The following is a 13,053-nucleotide window of genomic DNA, read 5'->3' on the forward strand; positions in this document are numbered from 1 at the left end:
AAATTAAAGATTCAAAAAAAACACCCCGGACATGCCGGGGCAATTTTAGTTTTTCTTGTCGAGTTGAAGTTGATAGAGTCTGTAGTAGTAACCGCGTTTTTCCATAAGTTCTTCGTGGTTTCCGACTTCAACAATCTCGCCTTTATTCATTACATAAATTCTATCCATATCGCTTATTGTCGAGAGTCTATGTGCAATTGCGATAGTGGTTCTGTTTTTCATAAGTTCCTTTAGTCCTTCTTGAATCAGAATTTCTGTTTCTGTATCGATTGAAGCGGTCGCTTCGTCCAGTATCAAAATTTCAGGGTCTCTAAGAATAGTTCTTGCAAATGAAAGAAGCTGTCTTTGACCGGTTGAAAGCGTGCTTCCACGTTCTTGTACCGGAGTGTTGTAGCCTTCACTTAGATGTTTTACAAAATCATCTGCACGCACACGTTTTGATGCGGCTTCGATGGCTTCGTCATTAAATTTTTCTCCGAGCGTGATATTGTATTTTATATCGCCAGAGAAAAGAAATACGTCTTGAAGCACAAATCCGAGTCTACGTCTAAGCTCATCGGTGTCCATAGTTCTTATATCTATGCCATCGACAAAGATGTTGCCGGAGTCGATGTCGTAAAATCTTGCAAGAAGTGACATAATTGAACTTTTTCCGGCTCCGGTTGCACCGACAAATGCAACCGATTCACCTTTCTTAACTTTGAAGTTTATACCCTTTAAAACCTCTTCTCCCGGGATATAAGAAAATCTTACATCACGAAATTCAATCGAACCTTCTTCCGCTTCTATATTTTCTTTTGCGTATTCAGGAAGCGGTCTTATTTTTGTGTCTGTTTCCAAAAGCTTTATAATCTTTTCAACGCTTGCAAATGCAAGTTGCATGATATTGTATCTTTCTGTGATTTCCATAATAGGTCTGAAAAATTGTTTTAGATATGTTATGAAGAGAAAGAGGGTACCGAACTCAATCTTTGATTTTATAACTTGACCTCCGCCGTAGTAAATTAAAAATGCTTCTCCGAGCGATCTTATAATTTCGATTGTAGGTCTAAAAAATGCGTGGTTTTTAACTTGCTTCAAAATCGTGTCGAGATAGTCCTTGTTTCTGTCGTCAAACTTTTGCTCCATTTTTCTTTCTTTTCCGAATATTCTTATTATACTCATACCACTTAAATATTCGTTAAGAACTGTGTTTATTATTGAAAGTTTTGTTCTTGCGGCTCTGAAAATTCTAAATTGAATGTTTCTAAAGACAACACTTATTGCAACGATTACAGGAATCATTGTAAAACACATGAGTGCAAGTTTGTAGTTGAGTTTAAGCATGAGAACCATGATACCTACAATAACTCCAAAGTCAGCAATAAAACTTATCAAAACGTTGGAGTAGAATTGCGATAGCGTTTGCGTGTCACTTGTAACTCTTGTCATAAGTCGACCGACCGGCATATTGTTGAAGAATGTATGGTTTTGCTCGAGTACGTGGTTGAATGTGAGCTTTCTTATATCGTAGATTATGCTTGCTCCACTCTTTCCAAGTGTAAAGTTAAAAATCCACGTTGCAAGGAAGTTCGAAAATACTGCGATTAAATAATATAAACCGATTTTTGTTACAGCAGAAATATCCTTTTGACGGTAATCTTTATAGACATCTTTATCGATAACTTCAATTCTTTTTCCGTCTTCAACCAAATATCTTTCGTTTTCATGAGTTTCGATTGTAAAATTCTTTGCATTTTCAGGCACTTCTTTAAGTTCGGTTGTACGTTTAAAATATCTTCCTCCAACATTAAGTGCATCTTCACTCGTTTTTACTTCGACCATTGGAATAACATCGCCGGAAATATAATCATCGATTGCGATTTTTACTAAATACGGATTTAATAGCGAAAGCAGGGTAGAAATGATGACGAAAAATAATGCCATCAAAAGCTGCTTTGTGTACGGCTTTGCAAACTTTAAAAGATATTTGAAGAGCTTTGATTTATCTTCTTTTACATTAACTACTTTTTGCATCTAAAACTCTCCTTTCAGTTCATCTTCAAGCAATTGATTTTGATACATCTTGTTGTATTCGCCATCAAGTTTTACAAGTTCGTCGTGCGTTCCTCTTTCTTTTATATGTCCGGCTTCGAGGAATATAATTTCATCGCAACTTTTAATTGTTGAGATTCTGTGTGCGATAATAACTTCTGTTGCATGAATTTTATCTAGTGCATCCAAAATGCTCTTTTCAGTATTTGTATCAACAGCCGAGAGCGAATCGTCAAGCACGAGCAGGCTCGGTTTTTTTATAAGTGCACGGGCAATTGAAACACGTTGCTTTTGACCACCTGACAATGTGACACCTCTTTCGCCTATGACTGTGTCAAAATCGTTTTTAAAGTCCATGATATCGTTATAAACTCCGGATTTTTTTGCGGCTTCATATACTTCGTCGACATCATAGTCCTTCTCATATGAAAAAGCAATGTTTTCTCTCAAACTTTCAGAAAAAAGGAAATTGTCTTGTGGTACATAGCCGGTTTTTTCAGACAAGTCATTTATTCTTATGTTTTCAATCGGGTGATTGTCTATTAAAACTTCTCCTTCGTTCGGTAGATATTCTCTAAAAATAAGTTTTAAGATTGTGGATTTAGAACTTCCGGTTTTACCTACAAGAGCTAGACTCTTTCCATTTTCAAGTTTAAAACTGATATTTTTTAATGCATAATCTTCTTCACCCGGATATTTAAAAGAAACATTTTTAAATTCTATGGATGTCTTGTCTTCAGGAAGACGAATTGGATTTTCAACATCCTTGATTGTAGGTTTATTTTTGAGCATTTCTTCGATTCTAAAAAGACCGGCACTTCCTTGTTGTATTTGTCCGATAATAATGCCGAGACTTCTTGCCGGCCACATAATAATTCCTACATAAGTATATAATGCGACAAAGTCACCAAGGCTTAAAGTGCCGTCAATAACGTATTTTGCACCGAAGAATATAACAAGCATATAGCTTATTCCTGCAAGCAGAACCATAAACGGAAAAAAGAATGTTTGCGTTTTTACAACGTTCAAATCTTTGTTGTAATAGTTTCTGTTTGCTTCGTCGAAACGTTTTTTTGCTTCATCTTCTTCAACGAAAGCTTTTATAACGGAAATGCCTGAAAAACTTTCGGTAGTAACGTCACTTAATTTTGCATATGCCTCTTGTCTTTTTCTAAATATTTTATAGAAAACCTTTCCGGAAGCAATAATTATTACGGCGGTTATAGGAATCGGGAAAAGAGTTATTGCTGTTATTCTTACTCCGACTGTTCGAATCATCATAATAATTGTAAAAATAAGCATAAAAGAAGAGTCGACACTCATCATAATACCTTCACCGGTAAACATTCTGACTGAGTTTATATCGTTTGTGGCATACGCCATGAGATCCCCGATTTTATGGTAATTGTAAAATTCATTGTCCATGCTAAGCCAGTGGTTAAAGAGTTGACTTCTTATATCATATTCAATTCTTCTTGCACTTCCGAAGAGGTACACTCGCCAAAAATACCTTCCTATACTCATAATAAGCCCTGTGCCGATAGTCAAAAGAGCGTAAGTAACAAGCTTGTCTTTTGTAATCGTACCGTTTTGGTAGTCGTTTGCAAAATTTCTTAAGATTTGCGGCACATAAATCACGAGAGTATCAATGACAATGAGCCATAAAACACCCATTATATATTGTGTCTTATATGGTTTCATATATCTTGAGATAGACTTTAAAAATTTCATAGTACCTCCTTATCATTTCGGTTACCGAAATATAATAATAAAAAAATAATTCATCTAATAGTTATTATACCACAAAGTTAAAAAATATAAACACATATTTATGAAAAACTTAAATTGAAAATAGATAAACACTGTCAAAAAAATATTATATGATGTTTTATACTATGTTTAAAATGATATATAACGGGTATCAAATATATAGTTGGATTTAATAAACTCAATAGAATTTGAATTTATTGATACAAATATATTTGGAGGTTTTAGATATGAAAATTTTTGATATGATTGAAGCTAAAAGAAGAGAAGAAAGAAGAAAGAAATTAATTGAAGACGGGTTGAAATGTTTTGCTGGTCTTGCAACAGGTTTAGCAATCGGCGGAGCAGCAGGTGTGTTATTTGCACCTAAGAGTGGAGATGAAACGAGAGAAGACATTAAGAATTTCTATAATGAAAAGAAAGATCAAGCTGAAGAAATAGCAAGAAATGCTAGAGAAAAAGTTCAAGATAAAGCTCAAGGAATTTATGACAAGGGCAAGAAGGCCTTAGACAATGCAAAGGATAAGGCAGATGATTTGAAGTTGAAAGCTCTTGATAAAGCTGAAGATGCTATCGATAACACAAGAGAAGGCCTTGAAAAAGCAAAAAAAGAAGCTGAAAAAGCAGCAGATAAAGCAGAAGAAAAAGTAGAAAAAGCAAAGAAATAGGTGACGATTTATGACAACTTGGGAAATAATTAAATATATCCTGTTATATATCGTTATGGGTGCGGGAGTTTTTGCTCTCGTTGGACTTGGAATATTTATGGTCAATCTTGCAAAGGCTGTGAAAAGTGCAAAGACTATTTTGGATGACAACAAACCTGCAATAGACCACTCGATGAGTGTATTACCTGAAGTAATGGAAAACGTTTCAGATATAACTTTTAGTGTCGGAGAAATTGCTGAAAAGAGCAAACCCGAAATTGCAGCAATACTATCCAATGTGACAAGTGTTTCAAACGATGTATCACATGTAACAGGGACAGCAAAAGATGCGACTGATAATATTGCATACGGGATAAGAAAAGTTGCAACCGGACTTGAAGAAGTGGGGAATAAGACAAAAGAAACAGCAGAAAGCGTTTCTAATCTATTTCAAAGGGGAGTAAACGGAGTTAAATACGGGTTTTTTGAAACAAAAAAAGATGTATTAAGCAGAATTATTTCAACTGTTGACTCAATAAAAAATATGTTTTAAAAAAAGGACATGCTCAAATGGCATGTCCTTTTAAAATACATAAAACAGTCGTGTCAGTTATATATTGACGACTCAATATCTAACTTGTGAAATTGATTACAAGTTATTTTTTTCTATTTATTTCATCCATATATCCCATGAAATCTTTTGCGTCACCATCTTGGTCTCCGTTTGAATCGGAGTTTGTCATCGTTGCAACGACAAGAACCAGGAGCAAGAATATTATAATTATTCCCATAAAAATCAAAACCCCCTTTTCAATGGATATATACCCGGAAGTGGAGAACTTAAATCTTATAAACCGCATTATAGCTCATAAAAGTGGGGGTGTTTTCTTAAAATTTGCATTATTTAGAAAAATATTATATAATATTTTATGTTCACAAGAACGGAGGTAATATGCGAAAATTTTTAACTGTTCTCGCTTGCGTAGGAATGTTGATTTCAACTGCCTTAGCGGAGGGAGAGCTAAAAACAGAAGTAAAGCCAAAAGTTTTTCACAACACAAATATATACAAGACAAATATACACAGACCTAGCGGCTTGACTTCAGAGGAAATCGATCATATCCTTTCTGAAACAAGTTTAAAAGGTTATGGTAAGATATTTAGAGAGATGGAAGATAAGTATAATGCAAACGCTGTGTTTGCTATTTCAATTGCATCGATTGAAGGCGGGATTGAATCTGGGAGAGTTGATAATAAAAACAATTATTTCGGACTGATGTTTCGAGGAGGAAAAATATTTTATAAAAATATAGCTGACAATATTATGGCATTTGGAGAGCTGATGAATAATTCGACGTTTATTGATAAGCAATTCATGGCTTTTTCAAAATCATATTGTCCTTTACACGATGCAAAGTGGAGAGATTTGGTTTTTGTTAAGTTCTCAGGTTTTATGAAAAAACTTGAAAATTATACAAAAGAAGAGTATGAGACAGTCGATTTATTGGAACCGACACAATACAATGATTTAATGATAAGTTTAAAATTAGAGTCATCAGAATTATCATGAGGTGAATTATGAAAAAAGTAATGGTTTTGTTATTTGCTTTTATCTTCATCCTTCAAGGGTGCAATAAAACGACAAATGAAAAAATAAATGATGAAACCGAGTCTTCAAAGTCTGAGAGCGAAGAAGTAGAGGACACTTCAAAGGACAAATACGGAAGAGAGTATGAAGATGGAAATATTGTAATAAGAAGCGATGAGCTTAGAAATATGACTATTGATTTCTTCACTTGGTTTTCTGTTGGAGATCCGAAAATGCTCGATTGTTTGTATCTTGATGATGCGAAAAAAGAAGGACTGAGAAATCTTCTTTCGACCGATGAAGGGAAAAAAATTGTTTCAAAAGTTGCAAATTCAGTAGACTTTTCCTCGGACGGGATTCCTGATGCAGTGTTTTTGAAGGCGGAAATTGATAAAGACGGAAACTGCTTTAAAAACGAGATGGGCACAGGCATAACGCTCAGTGGGCCATGTTATACAAATTTTATAAATGTTTTGAAGGCAAAAAATGAAGAACCATTCACCGATATTAATGAATTCAGTGATTATTTAGACCGTTTTGTAGAATTTTATCCGGCAAAAAATGTGGAAGTTGACGCACTTGATTATTGTTATTATGAGGGAAAACCTCTTATCATGGGCGACAAGTTTTTAGATTATTTCGGAATTTTTAGCGATGTGAACGAATCTACAAAAACGCCGCTTGATTTGGTGAAAAACGGATTTTTAAAATCTGCGGAACCGGATGCGGTTACGAAAGCAATATTAGAACCGCTTTCAAAGTCCGAATATATAAAAACATACGATTTGCTAAGAGAAGCAAAGGTAAATAAGGATTGGGACTTTGATCCGAACCCGACAATGAAAGATTTATTTCAAAGACCTGACGAGGTTAGAGCGAAGTTTTTATCGGATATGAGAAAACTTCCGAATCCTCTTATAAAAACTTATATTGAGGACGGAAAGAAAAAGACTCTTGTAATTTACTATTATGAAGATTTGTATGCTCCGGGAGCGACACGTGTCATGATTGAAGATTACTTTGTAATGGACAGTATTGAGAATTTCTCCGGAGTTGTTTTTGAAAATATTGTTTCAAATACTCTGGCAAAACAATAAAATGATGAACACAACAACTAAGCCGTTCTTTTAAGAGCGGCTTTTGCTATTGAAACGTTAATAATGTTTTGATATAATTAAAGTTAGAGGTGAATTTTTTTGCATATAAGATTTATTTATAATCCAAAAAGCGGCAGAGAGAGATCGCAGGAAAAAGTTTCAAATGTAATAAAGTATCTTTTTGAAGACGGACACGAAGTAAGCATGCGTTTTACAAAAAAAGCACACGATGCAACTGAGTTTGCAATTGAAGCTGAGCATGATAAAGTTGACAGACTTGTAGTTGTCGGAGGAGACGGAACTGTTAATGAAGTTGTTTGCGGAATTCAGGAAAGCAACTCAAAGATACCTGTGATGATTATGCCGGGTGGCACAACCAATGATTTTGCTATTTATATGGGTCTACAAAAAGATGATTGGGATACATATAAAACCATAGTTAGCGGAAAGATTGAAAGTGTTGATTGCGGAAAAGTTGCCGGAAGATATTTTATGAATGTTGGAGCATGCGGTATTTTAACAGATGTAGCACACAATACTCCGGTTGGATTAAAGACCGCATTTGGAAGGGCTGCTTATGTAATGAAAGCTCTGACGGAGCTCACACCTGAAAATTTAAAGCCGATAAAGATGAAAATTGAGTCCGAAGAAGTGTCTGGGGAATATGTTTCTTATATGGCTCTTGTCGCAAACTCAAAGTCGGTTGGCGGTTTTCAAAAAATGGCACCTCTTGCAAGCGTGCATGATGGGTTATTAGATGTTTTAGTAGTTCGTGAAATGCCAATTTCAGATTTGGTCACTGTCTTTATGAAAATAAGAGCGGGAGAACATGTTAAGCATCCGAATGTTATGTATTTTAAAACAAAGAAAATCAGTTTTTCATCTCTTGAGGAAGAAGTGGAACTGGATGTTGACGGAGAGTTTTTCGGAACACTACCTGCAACTTTTGAAGTTGTTCACAAAGCGATTAATCTGTTGGTATAGTCATGGATAAACTGATTGAAATAATTGAAAGAGACCTGAGAATGTCAGACTTTATTATAAGAAAAAAAGGTCGTACGATATTAAAAGATTATGATATATCGCCGGCACAGTTTCGAACATTACAGGTTATAATAAATCACAATGACGAGATGAACTTAAGCGAGCTATCTGAGAAAATGGACATGGCATGTTCAACTGTAACTGAAACTCTCAAGCGGATGGAAAAGTTGGAACTTGTCAAACGCGAAAAAGATGAGAAGGACGCAAGATTCATTAAAATAAGTGCACTTCCAAAAGGACACGACATAATAAATAGTGTAATACAAATAAGGCGCGAATACCTCCAGGAAGTACTTGGCGCCTTAACAAGAGAAGAACACGAGAGCCTTGCAAAAAATCTTGAAAAGCTTGTCAGTGAACTTCAAAAAACAAAATCAGAATTTATGTAAAATCCCTCAATTGAGGGATTTTTTGTTTTATATTTATTTGTCAAATCTTTCAACTTGTTCTCCCGACATAATTTCGTCAAGGAAGTTTTGGAAAGTATATTTTTGGTCTTCTTTTGTAGGATATTTTTTCTTATAATCCTTAAAGATACTGTCGACTGCAAAAGTCTCAGCAATATCTTTTCGATAGCTTTCAACATACTGGTCCATATTCCAACCGGTTTTTTTCATAACCTCTTCAGCTTTTTTTGTCTCGTATTCATCGGAATTTATTGTTTCCTTGAGTTTTGCTAGAGCTTTATTTATATCCTCGTCGCTTGGGTAAAGACCGTTCTTCTTTGCGTATGAAATTGCTCCGGCTTTTTGAATCATATTTTCTAGTATAACATCTCTTTCTTTTTTTTGTGTTTCCTCGTCAGGAAGGTTATCTTTTCCAATATATCTGGACTCCATAACAAAGTCGATGTCGGATTTTAGGACTTCTTCGTTTCCAACTTTTGCAAGTATAACTTTTTTGTCAGGATTTTCTTCATTTTCTTTTTGAATAACTTTGTATTTTTTTATAATTTCTAGAGCATTGTTTTTGAATTCTTCTTCATTTTTCTTTTGCGAAGCTGCATCTTGCTCTTTTTTTGAGTCGATTGTCGTTTTTTTCTTCTTGCAACCAACGATACTGACTGCAAGCATAAATGTAATTAATATTAATAAAATTCTATTTTTCATATAATTCTCCTTTTCGTGAATTATTTAAATTATATCACACGACTGATTTTTTGTAAATTAAAAAGGAATGAAGCAGCTGCTCCATTCCTTAGTTTTTTACTTAAAATAACCGTTTAAACTATCTCCAAGACCACCAAAGTCGGCGAAACAATACATTGTTGCGACACGAAGATCTTGTTCTCTCTTAATAATGTCATAAATTCTTACAGGCTCTTTAGCGTTTATCTTAAAAATAAATTCGTTGTTGTAGTTTTGTTCTTCTTTTGCATCAATCCAACTTGACGCAATTGTACCGCACGCTCTGCAATATCCTTCCCTAAAACCGTTGCTAACTTTAAACGTAACTTTTTTAAGATGCGAGTTCAAAAGTCTGTCTAGTTCATAATATGTGCTTATCGGTTCGAGGTCAATCTTTTTGATTAGTCTTGTAATGGTTTTTTCAATAGGGTCAGTGTCGTAATAAATATTTAGTGAATTCGTTGAGTGAATGTAGTCATTGTAGGCTTCTTCATCTCCAACGTATTGACCGGAAAATTTGTCGACAACATTCATAACGTCTAAAAACCCTTCCAAGAATTCAGGATTTGCATTTTCTTTTTTTAAATCTTCAAGAGTTTCGTTCAAAGTTTTTTTAATAACATCAAAAGTTATATGAGGAAACATGTACAATCTTTCTTCTAATATCTTTGCTTTGTCTTCATTAGATAGATCCGGTAAGTTTAAATTTCTCCTATTTTCCCAAGTAATATTCATAGTGATCTCCTTTAAATTAAAAATACGGTGTGACATTTGCCACACCGTAAAAGTTACTTATTTTGAGGGATGGCAAAATCAGTTTTTTCTATTGATTTAAAATCAACTTGCTTGCTAACAACTTTCCATGTTGAAACAAAGATGAAAGCATATAAAGGAATCGACCAAACTTGTTTTGAGAATGCTTTTATAAGTCTTTCCCAAAAGTTAAATCCATAAAACAATTTCATAAAATATGGAACCATTATAACACTTGTAATAGTTTGTCCAACAAAGATTCCTATTAGAACTTTTATGAAGTTTTGTTTGTTTTTAGGGTCATTTCCAAATAATCTAAGAACTAAAACAGGAATTGCACCTGTTAGTGATGATGTTAATGTGAATGCTAGGTTAAATCCGTTGCCGGAAGGTCTTACAAAAAATCCTAAGAGGTCACTTACCATACCGATTATAAATCCAAAAACAGGACCAAGAGCGAGGCCACCATAAATTATAGGGAAACCTCCAAAGGATATAGGACCGACTCTGAGTGTGTTTAAAACAACCGAGAGTGCAATAAACATTGCCAAGTATGAAAGAGTCCTTGCAGAAAAGTAGCTCTTTTCCGTATTTACTTCATTCACAGTTTCGCTTTTCATTTTTAAATAGATGTATCTGCCGGCAAAAGCGAGTAAAATCGCAGATATAAAAAGTATAAACTTGTACTTGTCTAGAGTTGCCAATGAGTTATTAAAGGCTTCCAATTTGAGTGTTGCTTGTTCTTCGGCAGCAGCTTTTCCCATAGATTCGATTGCCTTTTTAGAAGCTTTAAAAACAGGTGCAGCTTTGTAGCTCACTTTGTAAATAATTGCTCCCAAAAGGGCGAGTGCAGATGAAATACCACCGAACGCTGCACCGTTCAAAGCTCCGGAAAGAGCAGTGAGAACAAGTGCGGAAACTATTCCAATCCAAAATGAATCTTTTAGATTTGAAATACTATAGAACGAAAATATTCCAAGTACAACAGCTGTGATGACGTTAGTCAATCCAAGCTCATAGTAAAACTTTTTGTTATTCATATAAATACCTCCTTTTAATGCATAACAGTAAGAAGGAGCTATTAAAAAATAGCGGACGCGAATGATCTACCGCGGTATCCCTTCGTTTTGAGACGACGTCCCATTCTCAAACACTTAACGCAAGACCACCTACTCTGTTATATATACATTATAACAAATTTAAGTGCTTAATTCAAGTAAATGTATTTTAACTTCAGTTAAGTTTTTATATGTATAATGTTAATAGAGTCATTTTTATTATTGAATATAAAAGTATAGAAAAATATTCATTAGTTGAATTAAAAAATTTTTTATAGTATAATGAATTTTAGATTTGTACTAATTGTTATTTTATATGATATAAAAGATATGTTGATTTAGTTTCAACTGGAAAGGTTTATGTAATGATAGAATTAAGAAATGTTACAATGGAATATGATCCACCTAAAAAAGCTCTCGATGATGTTAGTGTTAAAATTGATAAAGGAGAGTTTGTTTATTTGATGGGACATTCTGGAGCAGGTAAATCAACTTTGACTCGCCTCCTTTTAAAGGAGATTGAGCCTAAGTCGGGAAAAATTTTCCTAAATGGGAAGGATATTACACATGTTTCAGAAAGAAAAGTTCCATACATTAGAAGATATATAGGAACGGTCTTTCAAGATTTTAGAATTCTTGAAAAGAAGACTGTTTATGAGAATGTTTCATTTGCACTCGAAATTTTGGGTGTAAGAGGAAAAGAAATCAGAAGAAGAGTTCCAATCATTCTTTCACTTGTTGGGCTCACCGAAAAAGCGAAGAGTTTTCCACACGAACTTTCAGGTGGAGAAAAGCAAAGGGTTGCGATTGCAAGGGCGATTATAAACGAACCGCCTGTCCTTATAGCAGATGAGCCTACCGGAAATCTCGACCTCGAAACAAGCTTTGGTATAATGCAGGTTTTGGAAGACATAAATAATCGAGGCACAACTATTCTTATGGCGACACACGCAATGGATATTGTAAAAGCAATTCCACGAAGAATTATTAAACTCGATCATGGTCATCTTGTGACAAACGATGATTTGGAGGACGAATATGAAGCTTAGGGTTCTCAAAAATATTATAAAGCAAGGATTTCAAGGAGTTTGGCGAAATCGAGGCATGAGCGGTGTGAGCGTCCTTTCAATTGGAATTGTACTTATGATTTTGGGGCTTGTACTTATTTTGGCTCTATCTGTAAATAAGCTTGCTACGGATACAAATAAAATGATTGACCAAATTGACGTTTTTATTTCTGATGATTTAGACGTTGAAGAGATAAAAGCACTTTCAGACAAAATTGTTTCGATTGGTGGCATAAAGAGTATAAAGTTTAAGAGCAGAGACGAAGGGCTTAAGGAACTTAAAGCTTCGTGGGAAGATAACGCATGGTTATTGGATGGATACGATGAAAAGAATCCACTTCCAAACAGCTTTGTTGTTAGAATAAATGATATAAACGATGCAAAAACTATCACTAAGCGAATAGGTGAGATCGATGGAGTTATTTTGGTAAACTTTTTTGCTGACGAAATTGATCAAATGCTTAAAATTTCGAAATATATAAAAATTGGTGGACTTGCAGTAGTTGTATTTTTAACTATAATTTCCATTTTCCTTATTTCCAACACAATCAAACTTGCGGTTAATTCAAGACAGGAAGAAATAAGTATTATGAAATGGGTCGGAGCAACGAACGGTTATATCAAGGGACCTTTCTTTATAGAAGGTGTTTTTTTGGGACTTATCGCATCCGTTATAGCGGCGGCAATCATGTGTCTTATGTATAAATATTTTTACACTACGGGCACGGTCGATATAAGTCCAATGCTTTTGAGTGCACTAGTAAAGCCGGAACTTATTTATCAAGATTTGTTTATTATATTTATAACTCTTGGTGTCGGTATTGGCGCACTTGGAAGTTTGATTTCTCTCAAAAAGTTTTTGAAAGTGTAG

At 34.5% G+C, this 13,053-nt stretch carries 14 protein-coding genes and 1 riboswitch; of the genes, 8 read left to right on the forward strand and 6 right to left on the reverse strand.

The window, feature by feature from the left end:
* Positions 1–45: 45 nt before the first annotated feature.
* Together C7381_RS02675 and C7381_RS02680 are read right to left on the reverse strand one after the other, a co-directional pair.
* Entirely contained in the window at positions 46–2,016 is a 1,971-nt protein-coding gene (locus C7381_RS02675; RefSeq protein WP_116479781.1) for an ABC transporter ATP-binding protein, read from the reverse strand.
* Entirely contained in the window at positions 2,017–3,765 is a 1,749-nt protein-coding gene (locus C7381_RS02680) for an ABC transporter ATP-binding protein (protein ID WP_116479782.1), read from the reverse strand. It lies immediately after the preceding gene.
* A 266-nt stretch (positions 3,766–4,031) separates the two neighbouring features.
* Between C7381_RS02680 and C7381_RS02685 the strand changes: the two genes are divergently transcribed.
* Complete coding sequence (locus C7381_RS02685; RefSeq protein WP_116479783.1) at positions 4,032–4,469, forward strand: YtxH domain-containing protein; 438 nt, start codon at positions 4,032–4,034, stop codon at positions 4,467–4,469.
* A 10-nt stretch (positions 4,470–4,479) separates the two neighbouring features.
* Positions 4,480–5,001, forward strand: coding sequence for a hypothetical protein (locus tag C7381_RS02690; protein ID WP_034544900.1), 522 nt, complete (start codon positions 4,480–4,482; stop codon positions 4,999–5,001).
* 103 nt (positions 5,002–5,104) lie between these two features.
* On the opposite strand, the gene C7381_RS08770 is transcribed toward C7381_RS02690, so the two are convergent.
* Positions 5,105–5,239 carry a hypothetical protein gene (locus C7381_RS08770; protein WP_281261749.1) on the reverse strand — a complete coding sequence of 45 codons (135 nt, stop codon included), beginning with the start codon at positions 5,237–5,239 and terminating at the stop codon, positions 5,105–5,107.
* A 161-nt stretch (positions 5,240–5,400) separates the two neighbouring features.
* Between C7381_RS08770 and C7381_RS02695 the strand changes: the two genes are divergently transcribed.
* From C7381_RS02695 to C7381_RS02710, 4 genes are all read left to right on the forward strand, one after another.
* Positions 5,401–6,018: a glucosaminidase domain-containing protein gene (locus C7381_RS02695; RefSeq protein ID WP_034544901.1), complete on the forward strand. Its 618-nt coding sequence runs from the start codon at positions 5,401–5,403 to the stop codon at positions 6,016–6,018.
* An 8-nt stretch (positions 6,019–6,026) separates the two neighbouring features.
* Positions 6,027–7,133: a hypothetical protein gene (locus C7381_RS02700; protein WP_116479784.1), complete on the forward strand. Its 1,107-nt coding sequence runs from the start codon at positions 6,027–6,029 to the stop codon at positions 7,131–7,133.
* Positions 7,134–7,232: 99 nt separating this feature from the next.
* Positions 7,233–8,117 (forward strand): diacylglycerol/lipid kinase family protein, encoded by an 885-nt coding sequence (locus C7381_RS02705; RefSeq protein WP_165803568.1) that lies wholly within the window; start codon positions 7,233–7,235, stop codon positions 8,115–8,117.
* Positions 8,118–8,119: 2 nt separating this feature from the next.
* Positions 8,120–8,566 carry a MarR family winged helix-turn-helix transcriptional regulator gene (locus tag C7381_RS02710; RefSeq protein ID WP_034544905.1) on the forward strand — a complete coding sequence of 149 codons (447 nt, stop codon included), beginning with the start codon at positions 8,120–8,122 and terminating at the stop codon, positions 8,564–8,566.
* Positions 8,567–8,599: 33 nt separating this feature from the next.
* Here the strand turns inward: C7381_RS02710 and C7381_RS02715 are convergent, their stop codons facing one another.
* The 3 genes from C7381_RS02715 to C7381_RS02725 form a co-directional block, all read right to left on the reverse strand.
* Positions 8,600–9,286: a SurA N-terminal domain-containing protein gene (locus C7381_RS02715; RefSeq protein WP_116479786.1), complete on the reverse strand. Its 687-nt coding sequence runs from the start codon at positions 9,284–9,286 to the stop codon at positions 8,600–8,602.
* Between the two features lie 96 nt (positions 9,287–9,382).
* Positions 9,383–10,039, reverse strand: coding sequence for a hypothetical protein (locus C7381_RS02720; protein ID WP_034544909.1), 657 nt, complete (start codon positions 10,037–10,039; stop codon positions 9,383–9,385).
* Positions 10,040–10,092: 53 nt separating this feature from the next.
* Positions 10,093–11,097 (reverse strand): folate family ECF transporter S component, encoded by a 1,005-nt coding sequence (locus C7381_RS02725; protein WP_116479787.1) that lies wholly within the window; start codon positions 11,095–11,097, stop codon positions 10,093–10,095.
* Positions 11,098–11,144: 47 nt separating this feature from the next.
* Positions 11,145–11,236, reverse strand: a riboswitch (THF riboswitch).
* 244 nt (positions 11,237–11,480) lie between these two features.
* On the opposite strand from C7381_RS02725, the gene ftsE reads away from it, so the two are divergent.
* Together ftsE and ftsX are read left to right on the forward strand one after the other, a co-directional pair.
* Positions 11,481–12,164 (forward strand): cell division ATP-binding protein FtsE, encoded by a 684-nt coding sequence (ftsE, locus tag C7381_RS02730; RefSeq protein ID WP_034544911.1) that lies wholly within the window; start codon positions 11,481–11,483, stop codon positions 12,162–12,164.
* Positions 12,154–13,053, forward strand: a complete 900-nt coding sequence (gene ftsX / locus C7381_RS02735) for a permease-like cell division protein FtsX (RefSeq protein WP_165803569.1) — start codon at positions 12,154–12,156, stop codon at positions 13,051–13,053. The genes ftsE and ftsX overlap by 11 nt, the downstream gene beginning before the upstream one ends.

It is taken from the genome of Ezakiella coagulans, from assembly GCF_003096635.1.
GTDB lineage: Bacteria > Bacillota > Clostridia > Tissierellales > Peptoniphilaceae > Ezakiella > Ezakiella coagulans.